Source organism: Legionella quateirensis (genome assembly GCF_001467955.1).
GTDB lineage: Bacteria > Pseudomonadota > Gammaproteobacteria > Legionellales > Legionellaceae > Legionella > Legionella quateirensis.
Genome location: NZ_LNYR01000002.1, coordinates 22696 through 42492 on the forward strand (window position 1 = coordinate 22696; position 19797 = coordinate 42492).

The following is a 19797-nucleotide window of genomic DNA, read 5'->3' on the forward strand; positions in this document are numbered from 1 at the left end:
TTACACTAAGTGACTCTATTTTAAACAAATTGAGGATTGTTGACAATTCATCAATTCATTTCCAACTCGAACTGGATATTACGAACGGATGGCGTGTTCTTAATAGTTGCTTAAGTTTCGTACTATATAATTGTCGGCCATGGCTTCTGAATAACAACTATCGGTATATCATTATGACTGTTGAACTAGCACAATTAGATACTTTATTTCTTCACATCAATTCAAAATTACCCAATATTAATTTAGAGGGAGGAATTAGTTTAACCAAAGAGCAACTCGATTTGCTCTTGAGTATTAATAAAGACAATCTGACCCAGGCTTTGTTAGAACACAGTGAATACACACAGGATCACCAATTAAACAAAGAAGGTAAAACGCGCTTGCGCCAAACTCTGTTGATACAACAAAAAATTGTAGAGAAACTGGAGACCGCAAAGAACCTTTTAGCGCAATTAAGAAATGCTTATGAACAGAATGATGATGCCTTGGTAAATGAACTTCATCGTGATTTTTTTAATGATTATTTAACCTGGTTTAATTTGAATTGTTTTGATGCAGAGCAATTGGATGTGTTGAGTCTCATTAAAGCGAATCAATTAATGCCTCACGAGATATCTGATCGTGTCACTGCAACCCATTTAAAAAATCGAACCGATGAACCAAAGGAGCTTGTTATTATAGGGGCAGGTCCAACTGGTTTAATGGCTGCATTAAAGCTCTATGAATCCGGTGCAAACATTACTCTTCTTGAAACACGCCAGGGTTCACAATTACATACCCGTAAACAGGCCGTTGTATTAGACCCATCAATAATGGCGGATTTACGCCATTATCTTGGCTCGGAAGATTATATCGGAATATTTAAACGTGGGTACATATATCCTGATGGCCGTGGCCACTTAGTCATTAGGGATTTAGAGCGGGCGTTAATGAGTCGGTTAATTGAGTTATCGAGAGTTAATTCATCGGATCTTAAAATTGTAACCGGGATGAAAGCTAATGAAATTATTCCGCCTAATGACCTCAATAAAAAGTTTCGCGTTGGTGTTTTGAATCATGATACGAGCTTTGATTGTGATTATGTATACTGCGCTGAAGGGGGTAGAAATGCATTTTCTAATCCGCTTTATATGCTGAAATCACCTAATAAAGCAGAAGTTAATCGCGATCAGACCCCAAACGCATACATTACAATGATTTATGACATCGTTGAAACCAATCCTCAAAACCCTTTTCAGATTGATGGACAATTAACTCATATTAAGAAAATTCGTGATGAATTTCAGCCATCAGTGATGCAAATTAAGTCATTTATTTCAGGTCTTTTGCGTTCATCTAATCATCTTTTTATTGATTTGCAACGTCTTATCGATAATAAGGAATTAGATCAACAACTGAATCAGGTGTTCAATAAATTGTTAAAAGCAGAAACGTTCAAGATCAAGGTTGATGAAAAAGAAGATAATTTGAGAACTTTTGAAACCAAGGGGCAATTTTATATTGCCACCAAGGTGCCCCCTGTACTACAGACGTTTATGCAATTGCTCAATCAAATAGCTAATGATTCTAAAGCTAAGGAAAAAAGCAAACAACTTGCACGAGATATCCAAATCAATATTCAATTGGAATGGTCTAAATTATTGACCCATAAATTCCCATTTTTAAATGATCGACGTGTTACATTAGATTATAAAAATTCGCAGAGTTTTGTGGTGAATCCTCAGGGAACTGCTGTTGCCGCGCGCATCTTAAAGCATCAAGAACAGGAATTGATGGTATTGGCGGGGGGAGACTTATTCAGAGCGCCCCATTTTTATAGTGGCTCCGGTCTATCAAGCGCTCATGCTGAAGTGAATGCCTTTAATCAGTATTTTCAATGGGTGAAGGATGATCCGAATAATCAGCGAAATTACCAGGCTTATTTTTTAGGGGAAATGCGACATATTGCGCATTTTGTTGATAAGAAGATGGCTGAATATTGTTATTTGGATCGCGTACTGCATTCACCAGTAGATATCACTATAGAGGAAGTTGGAACAGAAGCCATTAACATGGAGCGTATGCTACAAAATATTCGCTCTCATCGTGATTATTTACGTGAGGGACTTTCTTCATTCCGTATTGTAAGAACTTTGTTTCAGGGTTTAAGGCAAGAAAAATTAACCATTCTTGATTTATTGGTGAACAAGCTGGAGGCACAATCGTGTTATCATGATTGCCAGACCGCTTTAAAAGAGGTTTTAACTGAAGATAAAGTAAAAACACTGCAGCAGCATCGTTACTCTTTGTGGAGTTCAGCAAAAACACGATCTGCGAACTTTGTTGATAATCTGAAGGAATCCTTAGAAGTTATTAATGAAAGTGAGCGATTTTACTCTGAAACACCTGAGATAAAATTGTAAGTCGACGTGGCAGCAGTCCAAAGGCAGTTTACAAATTAATGGGGCGTTTATTTGCGGTTACTCTATTTAAAGTGACGCAGGTAAACTGCTCCTAACGAACTGTTCTGCTCCTTTACGTTGCGATGGGTGGTTCGTGGCGATATCCTCATTAATGTCACAACATGACCTATGCTATACTTTTACAATCACAAACCCTTAAGGGTACGTAAAGATGATTCCCAGACTGACAGCTTCCTCAGCTGTAGCTCCATCAGTTCTTTTATTTTTACAAAATCTTAAAGAATCTATCGGGTTTCATGGCGAGATTGATCAGTCTTTGAGTAGCCGCTTAATTGTTTCCACGGATAACAGCGTCTATCAGGTTGTGCCACAGGCTGTAATTTTTCCTAAAAATGAACAGGATATTGTATCCATTTTTACTTTGGCAAAGCGCAAAGAATTTCAGGATGTTTCTTTTTCCCCCCGGGGCGGTGGTACAGGTACGAATGGTCAGTCCTTAAGTTCAGGTATTATCATTGATTGTTCGCGATATATGAATTCCATAATTGAGGTGAATCCAGAAGAAGGATGGGTTATTGTTGAGCCAGGGGTTGTATTGGATCAATTAAATGAATTCTTAAAAAAATTCAATAAATTTTTTGCGCCTACCTTATCGCCAAGTAACCGAGCGACGCTAGGAGGCATGGTGAGTACGGATGCCAGTGGTAAGGGTTCTCGCTTATACGGTAAAACCAGTCAACATGTTCTGGCAATTACCGCGGTGTATCCAGATGGTCAGGTTCACACCAGTGAAGAAATAGATGTTTCTCGTCTTGACGAAATGAAAAATCTTCCAGGCAGGGTGGGGCAACTGTATCGGCAAGTGGAACAAACAGTTCGAGATCATCACTCTCTGATTAGCAGTCAATTTCCAAAATTACATCGTTTTATGACCGGTTATAATCTGACCCGTATTTATTCTTCGGATGGCAGGATATTTAACCTGAACGCGGTATTAACCGGTTCAGAAGGCACATTGGCTTATGTGACGCAAATCAAATTAAAACTAACCGATATTCCGAAATTCAAAGGTCTTTTTGTGGTGTTGTATTCTTCTTTTAAAGAGGCGCTTGAACATGCGAAAGATTTGGTTCTGTCCGAGCCAGAAGCAATTGAAACTATGGATGAAACTGTTTTGAATTTAGCAAAAACGGACATTATTTATCACAGTATTCGTGGGTTTGTCACATCGACAGGCTCTATTAATACTGCAGCGATCAATCTTGTTGAATTTGTTGCTGATGATGAGAAGCGATTGAATCAACAAATAGATGCTTTAAAAGTACATTTGCAGAACTACGACTATCATTACGTCGACAATAAAAAAGACATTAATAATCTCTGGGAACTTCGTAAACGCAGCGTTGGTTTATTGGGTAAAACAGAAGGAGTCAGAAAGCCGGTGTCGGGTGTTGAAGATACGGTTGTTCCTCCAGAACATCTTCCTGAATATGTGCGTGAATTTCGTGAGATACTGGATTCTTTGGATTTGAAGTATGGCATGTTTGGTCATATAGATGTGGGGTGTTTGCATGTACGTCCGGCATTTAATTTAATGGATGCAGAAGACAGGCAAAAATATTATGAACTCACTGAACAGATAGCACATCTCACCCAGAAATATGGCGGTGTACTATGGGGGGAACACGGTAAGGGTTTTAGAAGCGAATACGTCCCTTTGTTTTTCGGAGATACTTTATATGAAGAGCTCAGAAAAATTAAATCAAGTTGTGATCCTTATAATCAATTAAATCCAGGAAAAATCGCAGTTCCGCTTGGCATAAATACTCCCTTGATGAATGTGCAATCAGAACAGACCCGAGCCAGTTTGGATATGCAGATCCCTGAAGAGTTGAGGGATCCCTACCGATTAGCCTTAAATTGTAATGGTAATGGGGCTTGTTTTGATTACAAAAGAGAAGACGTAATCTGTCCTTCTTATAAAATCACCCGTGATCGAATTCAATCGCCAAAAGGACGGGCAAGTCTTGTAAGAGAGTGGCTGAGGCAACTGGGGAAATCAAATAGTGATACCTCGCCCGCAAATACAATGAAACGCTTTATTAATAGCTATCATAAAAACAGGGGGCAATACGATTTTTCTCATGAAGTGTATTCTGCCATGGAAGGGTGTCTTTCCTGTCAGGCCTGTAAGTCACAGTGCCCTGTAAATATTAATGTGCCTTCGTTCAGGGCACGATTTTTAGAAGCTTATCATTCGCGTTATATTCGGTCACTGAAAAACTATTTGATAGCTTATAGTGAGCGTATGGGTTATTACCAAAGCAAAGTTCCCAGGTTGAGTAATTTTTTTCTCTCTAATCCAATTATTATCCGGATTTTGGAACACACAGCGGGCTTCATTAACCCACCTTTGTTTAGCAGCCCCAATCTTTCCGTACTTCTGAAAAAAGTACACATTCCCCTGTTGAATTTAAATCAATTGCCTCCATCCAGAAAGTCTATAGTTTTGATCCAGGATTGGGTGACCAGCTTCTACGAGGCTGATTTAGTCATTAAAACCTGTTTGCTGGTGCGGCAATTAGGTTATGAAATTTACGTGATGCCCTGGTTTGAAAATGGAAAATCGCTTCATGTTCAGGGTAAATTGAAGCAGTTTGCTCGAGTAGCTCATAAAAATTCATTGGTCTTAGAGAAGCTGGCACAACATCATTTAACGATGATAGGTATTGATCCTGCTATGGTTTTAACGTACAGGAATGACTATCCGGAGATATTAAAAAAGGCAAATCAGTATCAGGTGATGTTAATTCAGGAATGGTTATCAGAAAGCATACGGACTCAGGATTCGTATCTATTGAAATTTAAAAATACCGGGATAAGGACTCAATATAATTTGTTGAGTCATTGCACTGAACAGGCGAATTGTGGTGAAGCACAGGAGCAATGGCAAAAAATATTTGAATACCTGGGACTCCAACTGACTCCGAAAAAAACAGGGTGCTGTGGTATGGCTGGTTCTTATGGTCATGAGGTTATCCATCAAAACGAATCTCAAGGGTTATTTGAGCTGTCATGGCAGCCATTTTTTGTTGATGAACATGAAGTAAACACTAATCTTGTGGATGGTTATTCGTGTAGATCTCAAGTGAACTATCGGACAGGTTATAAGGCGAAACATCCGGTTGAGTTACTGTATGAATTATTCACAGGAGTTATGAATAACACTCAGTCTCTTAGTTAAAAGTTTGGGAAACGTCATCCCGAATGCAATGAGGGATCTCCTGAACGAGGTACAGTGCCTGCATTTGGAGATCCTTCGCTGAGATCAGGATCTGAGTAATCCTCTCATAATTCTAGCGAGGATAATTATCTACTATTCAGTATAAACTTTCGTCTTTACGAACGAAGTGAAGTAATCCAGAATACAGTTCCAATAAGGCTCCGTTCTGGATTGCTTCGCTTTGCTCGCAAAGACGGGTATTAACTCGCAAAGACGGGTATTAACTCGCAAAGACTAGCGTTAAATTGATCATTGAGACTTAAATAAATGCATTTTCGGTGTTGTAAATTATGAGGGGATACCTCAGCACTGCGTTCAGGATGACGGACTTCCTGAGGTGATTAAGACGTGACATAACCTTCTTTTGCCTCGACCTTGGGGCTTTTCGTAAGTCCAGATTTAATGAAAATCATCAGCATATTAATCGGAGCTTATCTCGATTGACGCTAATCCAATCTTTTTTAAAGAAGTTGTTAACGACTCGTTTTCTCTGGTTGCATATAAATCAAAAGGATCACGAACTTGAACTCCCAGGGATTCTTCAAATACCTGTTGATTACCACTGGCCAGAACTGAATGAGGATTATTATCACCAAGATTTGAAGTAAATATTCCTGCTGCGCTAATGGGGAGAAAATCTTCATAAATAATGGGCGTATACTCCAAAAATCCATCGGAGATTAGATTGATCACGTTATTGTTGAGGATTGTTCCTGCATGTTGAATGCCTTTTTCAGTAGCATGATACTCAAGATACACCAAGCCTTGCTTCATCATTTCATCAAGCGAATCAGGGAACGCTAAAAATTGGTCTTGCAAAACCTGATAATATTCAGCTGAATTGCTTCCATCAAGTGAGGGAATGATGTTTAGGCGCACCTGATTGAGCAGGTTCTCATACAGCGCTTTTCCTTTGGGAGTCAAAGCGATTCCTCTCTGTTCAATTTCCCCAAAACGGGCTTTATGAGTTCCTTTGACCTCATTTCCTTGCTGCGTAGGAAAGTATATTGCTTCATCAAGTGCTTTGAATGAGGTTTGACGTAATAATATGGGAACGCTTCGTTCAGGAGGTCCTTCTATTATCGCCTTCGGGTTTAACCCTCGTTCATACATTTTTTGTTGAATGGTGCCGATGTCCAGGGTTCGTGGTGTGAGATGGTTAATATGTGGTCCTTTAAAACAAACAACATCAGCTATTAATGGATGGACTTGTTCCAGAAGATGATGCTGTTCAAGTGATGTTATTGCTTTATCATGCCAGCGAAAGGTTTCCAGTGCTTCATGCACAAATTCTTTTGCCTGAATCAGGGATAATCCTCCCTTATCAGAGTTGATCGCTATAAGTTCTCTTACTCTTGGAGTGAAAATAGAGCGAGAAGCCAATATGTGTTCTGCCATATGACGGATTTCAGGATCATCAATCAGCTCTGTTCGAAGCAATGAGGTAAAGATCCTGAATGGATTTTTTTTTAAATCCATATCACTTACTGGTCTGAATGCTGTTGCATGTACGGGTAGATCCGCGATGGATAGATCATAATAGCCTACTGGATACATCCCCATAACAGCAAACAGCTCTCTCATGGTCTGCAATTCTGCAGCTGTTCCCAGCCGAATAGCGCCATGGCGTTCCTCACTAATTCGTGCGAGTTCATTATTTTTTTTTAACGAAGCAAGTAAATCAGGATTCGCTGCCAGTGTAGTGGAATTCACCTCATCAACAAGATCCAATAGAGTTCCATATTGAGGAACTTCCTTGCGATACATGTCAGACATTGCTCTTGAAAACAGGGTACGAATCACATGTTGTTCCACACATTCCATGATTGCTCCATGAGCACCAAAAGGTTCATCTTCACAGTATAGTTGAAAAATAATTGATTCATCTGTTGTGAATTCTATCTTGTGATAGAGGCAAGTATCGGGTTAATTAAAGTTAAATGATTCTCATTCTTATGTTGACGTCTGAACATTTATATGTCACTTTAAAAATGAAGGCCGCTTTTTCAATTCATAAATAATCTAAGGAAGGATATTATGTCTCATAAGAAGAACCGCAGTCTTAAATTTGCTCAAGGATTAGGTTATGCCGTTTTAACCGGAGTCAGTGCCGTTGGAACAGTTGTACTAGCCACTGCTACTGTTGGTTTAGCCATGTCAGTTGTAGGAATTCCACTGGCAATCCTTACCGCTGCTGGTACTGCAGGATGTGTTGCGGGAACAGTGTATTTTGGTTATAAAACCGGTCATAAATTCGGTCGTGCTTTTGAATCAGATGATTATGATCATGATCAGGAGCATTACGTGACCCAAGTTGAGATAAAGCATGTATCGGAACATTTTACTGAAAGTCAGAATCAGGTCAAAGAATCTCAACTAAAAAATCAGGAAGATATTACTGGTACTTCAAAGCCACTCTTTGCTCCTGCATCCAAACAAAGCGCTTCTAATGCTCCTGTAATGGATACAGTTTCTTCTATCATTCTTGAGGATGAGACAGTTGCAAAGGCTGGTATGTAATTTGATGTAGCATCAGGGGCTCTGTCATGAGCCCCATCCCTCAGGTTCTGTGTAAATCTCGACTAAATCTCTGCCTGAATTTTTTGCTTTATATAATGCTTCATCAGCTCGTAATATAATTGTTTCCAAAGTGTCATTTTTTTGAAATGAAGTCACCCCAAAACTTACTGTAAGCGATATTTTATAAGAAAATTCATGAACTTTAAGGTTTTGCCGGATATGCTCTGCTAAAATTCCTGCTTGCTCCAAATTCGTTTTTGGGGTGACTATTAAAAATTCCTCACCTCCCCATCGTGATACAATATCGCTGCTTCTTACTGATTTTTTTAAAAGATTGGCTAATTCAAGTAATATTAAATCTCCTACTGTATGTCCAAAAGTATCGTTTATGGATTTAAAGAAATCGATATCAATAAGGATTACAGAAAGATCAGTTTTGTAGCGGTTGATTTGGTTTTTTTCATATTCAAACAGTTCTTTTATTTTATATCGATTGTATAAACCGGTCAGTTGGTCAGTATAAGACAATTTTTTTAAAGTTAATTTTTCTTGTTCCAATAAGTGGTTCGCCTGTCTGAGTTCATTGGTTCGTTCCTGCACCTTAAGTTCCAAATCCAAATTTAAGGCTCTCAGCTCTTCGGTTTGTTTTTCTTTAACCTGTTCATAGCTGTTAACGATAAAAAACAGGCATATTATTGCGAAGCTGCTGACCAAAATATCGAGGTGAGAATAACCAATTGCATCAATAAAAAAGAAATCCCCTATAAAAATAGCAATCATAATTGCCAACATCCAAAGCAAACCTTGCTTTCTCCCTTTTAGGAATAATGCCGTGGACATTAATAAATAAAAGAAAGACAAACGCAGAGTATAAGGAAAATTTAATAAATAAAGACCTATTGCCATAATATAGGATTGTATTAATACTAAAGTACATACCCGTTCAATTTGTTCTATATGACGTTTTAAATAATAAAGGAAGTAAAAGCCAGTGAATGAATAACTCAAAGTAATCAGTGCGAGAAGGGTGCTTTCGTAGCAACGAATCAAACCCATAATAAAGCTGACAATACATACTATAAAATAGATGCTGTTTAAAAAATCATATTTATAACGAATACTCTGAAGTTCTTTAGGAACTTCTTGATTGAATAATCGAAATCTATGATACAGTTTCTTCAAATTCACACCATCAATTAAGATTGATATGTTGATTATAACTCATGTACTTATATTTTATGTAGCAGAATAAGGTGTGCTTCCAATTCATGCCTTCTGGCAATTGTTATAAGATTAGAATTACCTTGATATTGAAGTATCTCTGATTGATAGATTACACTCTAAAAGAGCGTTCAACTAAACGCAGATTACCTACCTTGGAAAACTCAATTCAGCCCTGATTTCTGGAATGTGATTTACAAACTCGTTTTATACTTAGCAGAGGGGTTTTCAATGTGAAGACAGGATTCTAACAGTGACTTAACAATATCCACCTTTTCTATAGGATCCAAAGCAGAATTAAGAATTTGTTTTGTCATGTTTTGAAATATGACTACCAAAGCGGGATAAGTAGTTTGAGGTCCATCTTGTAAAAATTGTGTGATCTCCGGGTGGTTTAAAGCCAAATTAAAGCCCTCAATCATTGAAGAGATAATCAGCTTGCAACTTGCTGATGAAAGGATAACATCATCTTGACTGGAAGATGCGGCAGAACTAGTATTATTGTGTTCCATCATGCTCATTGGTTGATCCGATTCGCTGGATAATCCCTGCAATTGTTTGTGGCGACTGGACTTTTTGGTCTCCGGTACTGTGAAAAAAGCGTGTCCCTTTTCTTTACTGGGATCTCTATCACCTTTTGGGGGATTATAATTTACAAAAGTGGGTTCTAACCAGTTGACCAGTTTGTTGGGGTCTGCGACATGCGTACTAAGAGAACTGTGGGCACAATCATCCGATATGCTCTGGCCATCACGTATATAGGGTTTATGGTCTTTTACCAAAAAGTACTTTTTGGTTTCTTCAAAAGAGGACAGGATTTTACCTGGATAAATGATAAAGTTGTAACCTAGACTGCCCCCTAACCACATAATCGAAGGGTTTTCCTCCGTTAAATAGTTCACCGAGCGATGTCTCCATAATTCCTGAGATGCTGCTGTATCATCTCTATGTCTCATGACAAAACTATCTACATCGGTATCTATGGCTGCCCTGAGTCCATCCGTTGTTTTATAAAGTGGGATCATTTCTTGTATTTTTTCTTCGGCATTGTCTTGGCTAATCCATGTATGCCAACGCATGATTTCAAAATTCTTGCCCATGTCCAATGCAAGTTTATTAATAAAAGCAATTTGCTCATCAACAGATTTATCTGCATTACTGGAACTAAATTCAATACTGTTTAACCCGAGGGGTGCAAGAAATTGGTCTAAATTGGCTTTAAAATAAGCTTCTCCCATGGCTAATGCCTGTCTTTTCAATTCCTCTTCGCTTTCAGCCTCAGGAGGCAGGGATCGAAGATTATGCCAGTAAATTTCATCAGCAATTAAAAAAGTAGTTTTACCTTTAGAAGTAACACCGTCAGGTTTGTTCTGGTGCGTATCAACAGCATATTGAACCAAGGCTCCCAAATATTTTCCTTCACATTGTTCATTTCCTTTAATACTCAGCAGTACTAGATCTTTTGTGTCTGTTAGTGATGGGAAACGGCTCTTTACCGTTCCGTTGGCTTTCCCTTCGAAAATGGCAGATGAAAATACACTGTCTTTGGGGCCTTTAACTTTAGACATTTTATATTCCTCTGTGTGTTAATCGTACCGCTTAGTTCAAGACAATCAAGGCACTAAGTTATTAATATATTCAATTATTTAAATCGGTCAGGTAGTTTCTTGTTTGGGCTATTAGTGTGTACCAATAAAAGGAAAACCTGTAGTTTTGTACTGCATATAGCATAGTATAAAGCATTTTGAAGAAAAAATAACCATTTTATTTTAAATAGTACTAATTAATCTGATAAAATACAGTTGCCTGTTGGACTGTTCTATAAATATACTGATTTCGCTCACAAAAATGTACAGAAGTCGATTAATTATCACGCGTTATTTGTTTTGCTGGGAATATTAATTGATGTTGTTTGGAATATACGACAAGGGTGTTGTCTCTCAGCTATAATGTTAATAAAGGCAGGAAATGGTTTTGAAATAATGAACGATATGCAAAATATTATTGAACAAAAAAATAAAGAAATACAAAAGCTTACTCAAAGTCTGGAAGAAGAGAGATTAAAATTTCAGAATGAGTTACAGGCTGTTCATGATTATTATGAGAGTATTATTGCTTTTATGCCGGGGCATGTGTATTGGTTGGATAGGAATAATGTATTTTTAGGGTGTAATGATTTACAGGCTAAAAATGCCTGTTTGAATTCACGAAAAGATATTGTTGGAAAAACAAATTTTGATATGCCCTGGAAGGATCAGGCAGAAGAATTGAACAGAATTAACAATTTGGTTATGGAAACAGGAATACCTCATACGGCAGAGGAATATGCCATCATGGCTCAGGGCATGGCTATTTACATTTCTCAAAAGGTTCCATTACGTAATAAAAACAATGAAATTATTGGTGTTCTGGGTATTTCACTGGATATTACTGACCGGAAAAAAATGGAAGTTGCCCTTCGACGCGCAAAAGAATCTGCTGAAGTGGCAAATCAGGCCAAAACTGAATTTATTGCAAGCATGAGTCATGACATTCATACCCCGTTAAGTGGTATTGTAGGTATGTCAAAATTATTAGAAGAGCAGGCACTGGTACCTGAGCAAAAACAGTATGCTCGCTGGATCAATGAAAGTGGCGAACAATTATTGGGATTGCTTCAAGGAGTATTGGAAATTGTAGCCGCTGATAATGTCAGAGAGAATGATGTTCAGGTCGAGTTATTTGATTTATATAAAAATATTCAGGATATAGCTTATCTGGTTCGACCTACCGTTCAAATGAAACAAATTCAACTACGAATTGAGATGGATAAACATGTACCTCGCTGCGTGATTACAGATGGTTCAAAATTGCATAAGGTACTGTTAAATCTTTTGGGAAATGCAATTAAATTTACTGAGCAGGGTGTTGTTACGATTAAAGTAACGACTTTGGCTAATGAAAATGATTATGTTCAACTTCGATTTAATGTGATCGATACTGGAATTGGTATCCCCCCCGAGTTACAACTTCGAATTTTTGATCGGTTTTTTCGAGCCGTTCCCTCTCATAAAGGCAGGCATACCGGTTATGGTGTTGGATTGCATATTGCTCAGAAATATGTAGGTTTGTTAGGTGGCGAAATTAAACTGGAAAGTGAACCAGGAAAAGGCTCTAATTTTTATTTCACTCTAACGATGAAAGTGGACAGCAGTGAACGGGAACGATTGGCTAATTGCTCGTCAAAAGTAGAGGCATTGCCTGATTCTCCGCTGATTTTATTAATCGAAGATAATATTCTCTCCCTTCGTCTCCTTGAAACGGTTGTGGAACAGGCTGGTTATCATTTTTATTCAGCAGTTGATGGTGAACATGCAATGGAATTAATAGAAACGAATGATTTTGATTTAATTCTTACTGATCTGGGAATATCAGGATTTTCCGGTAAAAACATCACTCAGATCATTCGTGATTGGGAAAAAACAATGCATAAAAAGTCGATACCAATTATTGGCTTGATGAAAGAAGAATCCAACGTATCAGAAAAGGAATATTTAGAGTACGGAATGAATAAAATTCTGAAGAAACCAATGCATTTAAAATCTTTGCAGAATGCAGTAAGTGAACTGGTTGAAGTGGAACATAGTGAACATGAGGGAAATCAAAATCATTAAGATGCTGAACCGCAGGAGTATCGGGCTATGCACCATTTAAAACTGCTTTTACTTGCGTTTTTTATGTTGGTTTTTTTGCCTTTTTACAGTTATGCGGCGAATGGCGTTAATAATGAGCCCTATTTGCAAATGGATAAAGTCTGCGTTACTAATGGAATGAATAACTTAAAATTAAAATACCCGAATTTGTCTGATGAAGATATAAAATATATTACTGTTTATGGTTGTTTTTGTGCTTATAAAGAAGCCCTGAGAAGCTCACTCCCTTCAGTGGCAAGCGACTTTAGAAATGCATCAGATTGCACCTACTATGCGGTCTTGCGCAATTCAATGAGACAGCAAGTGGATGCCAATTCAACGAAGGACATGAATGGTACCCTGATTGAAAATGAGTGTTTGAATGGTTACCCGCATGATACAACTGATGACAGTGCAAATGATGATCTGGCCAGTTTTTGCAAGTGCGCTGCAATTCCTATCACTAAAATTAATAGTGAACGACGTACTATGAACTTAAATGAAGATCAGATCTACGATAAAATTATTAGAGTGATAAAAGGATGTCGGTATAACTTTTAAGTGACAAGGTTTATTCAATCGTCAATAACCAGAATTTCTGGGAGACACAGGGTGCCTGAATGAACTCTTAAAAGGGGTACATGTTGCGTTGAGTCCGATCCCAATTAAGTGTTTTGGTCTCATCAGTGTAACCAGTTGTAAAAAACCCAATTCCTGATAAAGCAGAAGCGAATCCCAGACTGGCTGTTACAATTCCAGCGGTTCCCAATGAAGCAGCATGTAGCACAGTAAATGCAAGGGCAATAGCAACAGCCCCCAGAGCCATCATAAATCCAGATACAATCTTATAGTCAATGTGGTCAAATAGAGAGTCCAGAGTGTGTTCTTTTTCAATATCAGTAGTTCCTGGTGTTGAAGAATAGGGTTGGGGAGTGATTTCAACCTCAGTTTGTTCAATCAAGGTAGATTCAGTTCGGTCTTCATTATCTATGATCAGGTGGGGATATAGAGCCCTTGCTGTCTTCTTACTTTGCTCAGTCAGTTCATAATTATAGGTGCCATCCTGTAATTCATGAAGTTCGTATATTAATTCTCTGGTTATTGCTGCACAATAAGCATTCATGCTAATAAAACGTATCCAGGAATCGAACAGTGCGTTTTGCCAGGTATTTTCTTGCCATGGCTCAAACTCCTTAATGCTACTGCTGCTAAAAATCTCCAGTTTTGATTCAATAGCTTTTTTGTTCGTGCTGTCTGTTCTGATTTTTAATATGCCTTTACGGTTCTCTTCAGCAAACTCCACTTGAAAGCAAACATAGTAATTCGGTTCTTTATCAGAATAAGTCTCTGAATAGACTAGAGTACAAGCAGCTGATATAGGTTTTCTGGGGCGCATTGTGTTCTTAAGTGATATCAAAAGTTGAACTGATTATATCTTATATTTAAAACAGGGAATACAACACAAGGTTAGGACTTACGAACGATACCCAGTCTTCGTTGAAAGGAATTTTTAATTATTTCGAGAGGCGTCATCTCGAACGAAGTGAGCGATCTTCTGAAATCGGCATGGTGCCTGCTTTTGGAGATCCTTCACTGCGTTCAGGATGACGAAATTTCTTATAAGTCAGATTCAGCGTCCACCATCCAACACATGATGAGCATTATATAAAAAACTAATAACAGGTATTAATATTTTGTATGTACATTTAATGAACAGTTAATCCAGTTAATTATATGATGAGATATCAACGCAGCAGGAGGTATCTTAATCATGCCAGATAATGATAACACGAACACGAGTAGCAGTTCTCAAGCATCAATTGATTTCTTAACAGATCTTGAGTTGGCTGATTATCATTCAGAACCTGAACAATGCTCTGTTTTGTCTGGAATTCGTGACCTTGGGGTTGCGGGCAACCAACGGTGGCTTATGCCTGTAGGCGCAGGGTTTATTTCATCCAATGCCATGTATGATTTGCTAGTTACGGTATTGCAAGGTTATCCAAATCTGATTCCGCAAATGAAAAAAATATTGGCTGAGTATCAAATCCCTGCTGTGGCCGCAACCTATGCAACTCTTGGTGCTTTAGATGCGGTAGGAATTGAGGAAGTTAAAGAATCGAATCGAGTTGCTTTATCCGTCATGTCTGGGTTAGGTGCTACGACGTTTAGTCTTCCAATGACCATGGAGATTTTGACGCGATTTATTCAATTAATTCAGGACCAACCACGAAGTTCCGACGTACTAATTCCCAACTGGTCAGCTGCTATTATAATTACGTTTTGTGGTTTGTTAGGAGTAATACAAGCACTGCAATCAGATTATCTGAAAACCAACGCTGCAGATCCGGAGCGTGAAAAATCGTGGATAAATGAAATAGTCACTCATCCATTTATGTTAACGGCTTCGGCTGTAATGAAATCAGCATCAAGTATCCACGGAGTCACTATGGCCGCCATGGATTTGGCACAGGTGGATACTCAGGCCAATTTGGAATATTACTTGCGCTGGGGTATTACCTTGGCCGCTGGAGTAGTTGGGGGATATGTGCTTGGCAGACCTAATCCTGAGGAACGAAAAGATGCCGTGATTTTTAATGGTGCATTAACAGCAGCACAACTTTTTACTTTATGTCTTGCTTTTGCGGGTACCTTTTATTTTTCTCCTCATGCCGAAGAAATCTATGGTGATGTGATTGAAGAGCAAACCCTCTTGTGGACTGCCATGATTCCCGCTCTGGTAACCATGATTAATTTGTTTCAGTATCTTTGGGTGGCTAGTCCTTCGTTAATCAACAAATTTGAGAATGTTCTGAATCCCTATTTTGAATCCTCTATATCGGCTTCCGAACTGGTGGTGAATGAAGAACTTCCGCTCAATTCAATAAATAGTACAACTTATGGCACAAGTACTGTTGATAGCAATTACAGTAGCTCAAACTCTCAAACTTCATTAGATTTCGAGCTTGATACCAGTAGTTTAAGTGACTCAACTTCTTCAGTTGATGATGCATCTTCTGAACCAGAAGAGCGTTCATCGGATGATGAACAGTCTCAACTCAGCGATGAAGAACATGAAGAATGTGATCCTGATGAACAAACAGAAATAGTGCGTGAATCCCAAAATAAAGAGGAGCCGATAAGTTATGCACGATTAATTGGACAATCCAGCCCCATCTTAAGGGCAGCTGCAGTTGCAGCTAAATCTGATGACTCGACGGATTCAAATACGTTAAACACAGAATTAAGAATTAATTAACTGGAGAACTAAGATGAACAAATTATTAATCGCGTTATTTGCGCTTGTCACGGTACTTGTATCACCATTTGCTCAAGCCAAATCACTCACAGAAAACACGCTAAACACCAATGTGAACTACATGTTTGTGCAAACAGGAAAATACGGATCTTTAATGCCTATTAAAGGAAAAGCCGGATTTTACCAATTAACATTAAAGAATTCAGGTGAATATGTGCATTATTTTTCTGATAGGCCTAATCGCATCACTGGAGTATATCCAACTGCACAATTCGTCAATAAATGGATTAATAATAATACACCGGATGGTTTTAATAAAATGGCACCTAATGCCGCTCTAAGTGCGTTGAATGTGCATTTATTAAAAAACAATCAAGTGAATATTATCGTGCAGTTATCCGAGCCTGCTTATAACCCTAAAAACCAGACGATGACCTATATTGCTCAAATATTGCCTGGAGAGAACAACATAAAACCAATGAAACATCTGGAACAGGTCGCTTTATTTATTGATAGTTATTGTGCCAGTTGCGTAGGTAAAGGATTTTAAAGCATCCTTTTTGTCAATGCCCCGCTATCACGGGCGGGGTAATCCCCTCATTGTTCTAGTGAGTATTATTTTCTACTGTTCAGTATCAATGTTCGTCTTTGCGAACGAAGTGAAGCTGAATACGTATCCAATAAGGCTCCGTTGTGGATTGCTTCGCGTTGCTCGCAAAGACGGCTATTTACATGGCCGTTTGTTGCGCTACTTTATTGGTATTTATTTTATCAATATGTACTATAATTATCTCGCTGTGGACTCAAATCACTGTTTCAGGACACAGTACATTGGAGTTTTTACAAGGAGATTTTATGAATAATAGCAGATTAGCCAGAAGCTTCGGGTTCTCTATATTACTGGGATCAGCACTATTTTTCACTTCAATAGAATTTGCGATGGCGGATGAAGCCTGTCAGGCCGGATGCAGTGTTGCGCAAAAGCGATGTGAAAAAGGCTGCAATGGTGATACTGATTGCATGTTGGGTTGTTCGGATACCAAAGACAATTGTATCCAAAATTGTAATTAATAAAGCAAATGAAACAGGTACTGTTATTGGCTAAATTTCAGTATCTGTTTGTGCTCTGTCTCTGTACTTCTCAATAGCACTTACACTTCCTGTATAACCTTCTAGTACTCAGTCACAGTGAGCACAGGAGCTATCCCGAAAGCAATTTTTTCAATAATAGTCTAATATTTTAATCTAGAGAATTTAAAATTCAGAAAAATAGAGTATTTTCAATTTTAAGTGACTTAAGGATAATAGGGACTTACGGCAGAAACTTTTCAATACTCTTGGGAAGTTTGTCCTCCTGAACGCAGTGAAGGATCTCCCAATACTGGCATTATGCCTGTTTCAGGAGATCTTAAGTCCCCTGGATAATTGACAGGTTATTTAAGGAGCGTTTTTTGTGCGTTCTGATACAAAGAGTATACAACGATTAAAAATAATCTCTGTGGTCTGCACTTTGGTTTCTACTATTGTATCGTGCGCTGTAATTTTTGGCTGGTTAACAGATACTCTTATTTTTAGTCAGTTTGGTTTCAGTTATAAACCCATGAATTTAATCTCAGCATTCAATATGCTTCTTCTTAATTTGGTATTTCTTTTCTATATATTCAGGCCGCGCAATAATGTGTTTTATTATTTTGCTCTAATTATTCCAATTGCAGTCGTAGCTATCGCATGGATCATGTTGATAGATGGCCTCACTGGGATGCATTTAAATTTAGAGAAATGGTTTTTAATAACGTCAATCAGTTTGGGGAACTATGCAGTAAGTCCTATATCGCCAGTGACATTAATCGTACTAATATTGATTGGTACTGCTCTTTTATTATTTTTTATTTTCAATGAAAACTCCAAAAAAATGAGAGTTACAGCTGCGTGGATGCTTATCATCACAATAGTCATTTCTTTGGGTAATGTGTTGGGATATCTCTATAATGCACCTCTTTTGGTTTATGCTGGCGGTCATCAGTTTACCACAACAGCTCTTCCCGCTTCTCTTTGTGCTTTTTTTCTTGCGATAGGAATGATAAGTGCTAACGGAACACGCTATCCCCCTTTAAGCCAATTCGCGGGTTCCTCTTTGTATGCTCAATTTATGAGAGTTCTTGTGCCATTTATAATTGTTTTGTTTATTGTACAGGCTTGGATTAATGTATTTTTTCTCTCATCTTTTAGAGGATATGCTCTTGTTGCAGCTTTTTTAAGTGTTCTATCTACCATAATTATTAGCATGTTGCTGTCGAAGCTGACTCTGAAAATTACTCAGGACATGGATGATCTTATCCATAAACAAAGTAGTACGGCGGAACAATTGAATGAAGCATTATCCTATAATCGCAGTTTAATTGAGGCCAGTCTTGATCCATTAGTCACTATTAACAATGATGGTAAAATAATGGATGTAAACGAGGCAACTATTAAAGAAACGGGTGTATCACGGGATCAATTGATAGGTAGTGATTTTTCTCAATACTTTACTGATCCCCAACGCGCCAATCAAGGGTATAAAGAAGTATTTAAAAATGGATTCGTGAAGGATTATGAATTAACCATTCAGTCTGTTACTGGAAATAAAATTGATGTTTTATATAACGCATCGCTTTATAAAAATAGAAGTGGTGCTATTTCAGGGATATTTGCTGCCGCCAGAGACATCACCGCACGAAAAAAAGCTGAAGAAACTACATTGATTTATGCAAAGGATTTAGAACGATCTAATGAAGAGTTGCAACAATTTGCTTACATCGCTTCTCATGATTTGCAAGAACCCCTAAGAGTAATAACCAGTTATCTGCAATTAATCGAACGGCGGTATAAAGACCATCTGGATCAAGATGCTAACGAATTTATTGCTTTTGCAGTTAATGCTGCTGAAAAATTACAACGCATGATTATGGATCTGCTTGCTTACTCACGCGTAGGAACCAAAGGTAATCCCTTTAGTGAAACTGATTGTAATAAGGTATTAAAGCAAGCCATTGATAATCTCAAGGTGGTTATTGATGAGACAAAAGCAGTCATCGTCAGTGATGATCTTCCAGTTTTGATGGCGGATGAAAATCAATTGGTCGTCGTGTTCCAGAATTTACTTTCTAATGCTATAAAATTTCGGAAACCGAATCAGACTCCAGAAATCAAGATTTCCATAGAAAAAAAAGAACATGTTTGGCTTTTTAGCATTAAAGACAATGGAATTGGTATTGATATGCAATACAAAGACAAACTGTTTATTATTTTCAAACGATTGGTCAGTAGCCAATTTTCTGGTAATGGCATTGGACTTGCTCTGTGTAAACGAATAATTCAACGGCATAAAGGACAGATATGGGTGGATTCTGAGGTGAATAAGGGATCTACTTTTTATTTTACTATTCCTGGTTAAGGAGA

Annotated in this window: 13 protein-coding genes; 9 read left to right on the plus strand and 4 right to left on the minus strand. The window is 38.0% G+C overall.

Annotated elements, in window-relative coordinates; translation table 11 throughout:
• The first annotated feature begins 173 nt into the window (after positions 1-173).
• Together Lqua_RS01095 and Lqua_RS01100 are read left to right on the plus strand one after the other, a co-directional pair.
• The gene (locus tag Lqua_RS01095) at positions 174-2402 is read left to right on the plus strand and encodes an FAD-dependent oxidoreductase (RefSeq protein ID WP_058472473.1); all 2229 of its coding nucleotides are present in this window, start codon (positions 174-176) and stop codon (positions 2400-2402) included.
• Between the two features lie 211 nt (positions 2403-2613).
• Positions 2614-5646: an FAD-binding and (Fe-S)-binding domain-containing protein gene (locus Lqua_RS01100; RefSeq protein ID WP_058472474.1), complete on the plus strand. Its 3033-nt coding sequence runs from the start codon at positions 2614-2616 to the stop codon at positions 5644-5646.
• 459 nt (positions 5647-6105) lie between these two features.
• Here the strand turns inward: Lqua_RS01100 and hglS are convergent, their stop codons facing one another.
• Positions 6106-7509: a 2-oxoadipate dioxygenase/decarboxylase HglS gene (gene hglS / locus Lqua_RS01105; RefSeq protein ID WP_058472475.1), complete on the minus strand. Its 1404-nt coding sequence runs from the start codon at positions 7507-7509 to the stop codon at positions 6106-6108.
• 213 nt (positions 7510-7722) lie between these two features.
• On the opposite strand from hglS, the gene Lqua_RS01110 reads away from it, so the two are divergent.
• Positions 7723-8205, plus strand: coding sequence for an MntP/YtaF family protein (locus tag Lqua_RS01110; protein WP_058472476.1), 483 nt, complete (start codon positions 7723-7725; stop codon positions 8203-8205).
• A gap of 24 nt (positions 8206-8229) precedes the next feature.
• Here the strand turns inward: Lqua_RS01110 and Lqua_RS01115 are convergent, their stop codons facing one another.
• Together Lqua_RS01115 and Lqua_RS01120 are read right to left on the minus strand one after the other, a co-directional pair.
• The gene (locus Lqua_RS01115; protein WP_133141089.1) at positions 8230-9387 is read right to left on the minus strand and encodes a GGDEF domain-containing protein; all 1158 of its coding nucleotides are present in this window, start codon (positions 9385-9387) and stop codon (positions 8230-8232) included.
• 233 nt (positions 9388-9620) lie between these two features.
• Positions 9621-10994 carry a hypothetical protein gene (locus Lqua_RS01120; protein WP_058472478.1) on the minus strand — a complete coding sequence of 458 codons (1374 nt, stop codon included), beginning with the start codon at positions 10992-10994 and terminating at the stop codon, positions 9621-9623.
• 414 nt (positions 10995-11408) lie between these two features.
• On the opposite strand from Lqua_RS01120, the gene Lqua_RS01125 reads away from it, so the two are divergent.
• On the plus strand, positions 11409-13079 hold the full coding sequence (locus tag Lqua_RS01125; protein WP_238585504.1) for an ATP-binding protein: 1671 nt from the start codon (positions 11409-11411) through the stop codon (positions 13077-13079).
• A gap of 27 nt (positions 13080-13106) precedes the next feature.
• Positions 13107-13658 carry a hypothetical protein gene (locus tag Lqua_RS01130; RefSeq protein ID WP_058472480.1) on the plus strand — a complete coding sequence of 184 codons (552 nt, stop codon included), beginning with the start codon at positions 13107-13109 and terminating at the stop codon, positions 13656-13658.
• A gap of 67 nt (positions 13659-13725) precedes the next feature.
• On the opposite strand, the gene Lqua_RS01135 is transcribed toward Lqua_RS01130, so the two are convergent.
• Positions 13726-14493 (minus strand): hypothetical protein, encoded by a 768-nt coding sequence (locus Lqua_RS01135; RefSeq protein WP_058472481.1) that lies wholly within the window; start codon positions 14491-14493, stop codon positions 13726-13728.
• A 375-nt stretch (positions 14494-14868) separates the two neighbouring features.
• Here Lqua_RS01135 and Lqua_RS01140 point away from each other — a divergent pair, with 375 nt between their 5' ends.
• From Lqua_RS01140 to Lqua_RS17775, 4 genes are all read left to right on the plus strand, one after another.
• Positions 14869-16356: a hypothetical protein gene (locus tag Lqua_RS01140; protein WP_058472482.1), complete on the plus strand. Its 1488-nt coding sequence runs from the start codon at positions 14869-14871 to the stop codon at positions 16354-16356.
• A 13-nt stretch (positions 16357-16369) separates the two neighbouring features.
• Complete coding sequence (locus Lqua_RS01145; protein WP_058472483.1) at positions 16370-16906, plus strand: hypothetical protein; 537 nt, start codon at positions 16370-16372, stop codon at positions 16904-16906.
• Between the two features lie 305 nt (positions 16907-17211).
• Complete coding sequence (locus Lqua_RS01150) at positions 17212-17427, plus strand: hypothetical protein (RefSeq protein ID WP_058472484.1); 216 nt, start codon at positions 17212-17214, stop codon at positions 17425-17427.
• Between the two features lie 382 nt (positions 17428-17809).
• A complete protein-coding gene (locus Lqua_RS17775) occupies positions 17810-19792 on the plus strand; it encodes an ATP-binding protein (RefSeq protein ID WP_058472485.1) in 1983 nt (660 codons plus the stop codon).
• Positions 19793-19797: the final 5 nt, after the last annotated feature.

Coding starts and splice junctions, on each gene's coding strand:
- Lqua_RS01130 (WP_058472480.1), top strand. CDS start 13,107: ATGCACCATTTAAAACTGCTTTTACTTGCGTTTTTTATGTTGGTTTTT.
- hglS (WP_058472475.1), bottom strand. CDS start 7,509: ATGGAATGTGTGGAACAACATGTGATTCGTACCCTGTTTTCAAGAGCA.
- Lqua_RS01135 (WP_058472481.1), bottom strand. CDS start 14,493: ATGCGCCCCAGAAAACCTATATCAGCTGCTTGTACTCTAGTCTATTCA.
- Lqua_RS01140 (WP_058472482.1), top strand. CDS start 14,869: ATGCCAGATAATGATAACACGAACACGAGTAGCAGTTCTCAAGCATCA.
- Lqua_RS01110 (WP_058472476.1), top strand. CDS start 7,723: ATGTCTCATAAGAAGAACCGCAGTCTTAAATTTGCTCAAGGATTAGGT.
- Lqua_RS01150 (WP_058472484.1), top strand. CDS start 17,212: ATGAATAATAGCAGATTAGCCAGAAGCTTCGGGTTCTCTATATTACTG.
- Lqua_RS01125 (WP_238585504.1), top strand. CDS start 11,409: ATGAACGATATGCAAAATATTATTGAACAAAAAAATAAAGAAATACAA.
- Lqua_RS01100 (WP_058472474.1), top strand. CDS start 2,614: ATGATTCCCAGACTGACAGCTTCCTCAGCTGTAGCTCCATCAGTTCTT.
- Lqua_RS01095 (WP_058472473.1), top strand. CDS start 174: ATGACTGTTGAACTAGCACAATTAGATACTTTATTTCTTCACATCAAT.
- Lqua_RS01120 (WP_058472478.1), bottom strand. CDS start 10,994: ATGTCTAAAGTTAAAGGCCCCAAAGACAGTGTATTTTCATCTGCCATT.
- Lqua_RS01145 (WP_058472483.1), top strand. CDS start 16,370: ATGAACAAATTATTAATCGCGTTATTTGCGCTTGTCACGGTACTTGTA.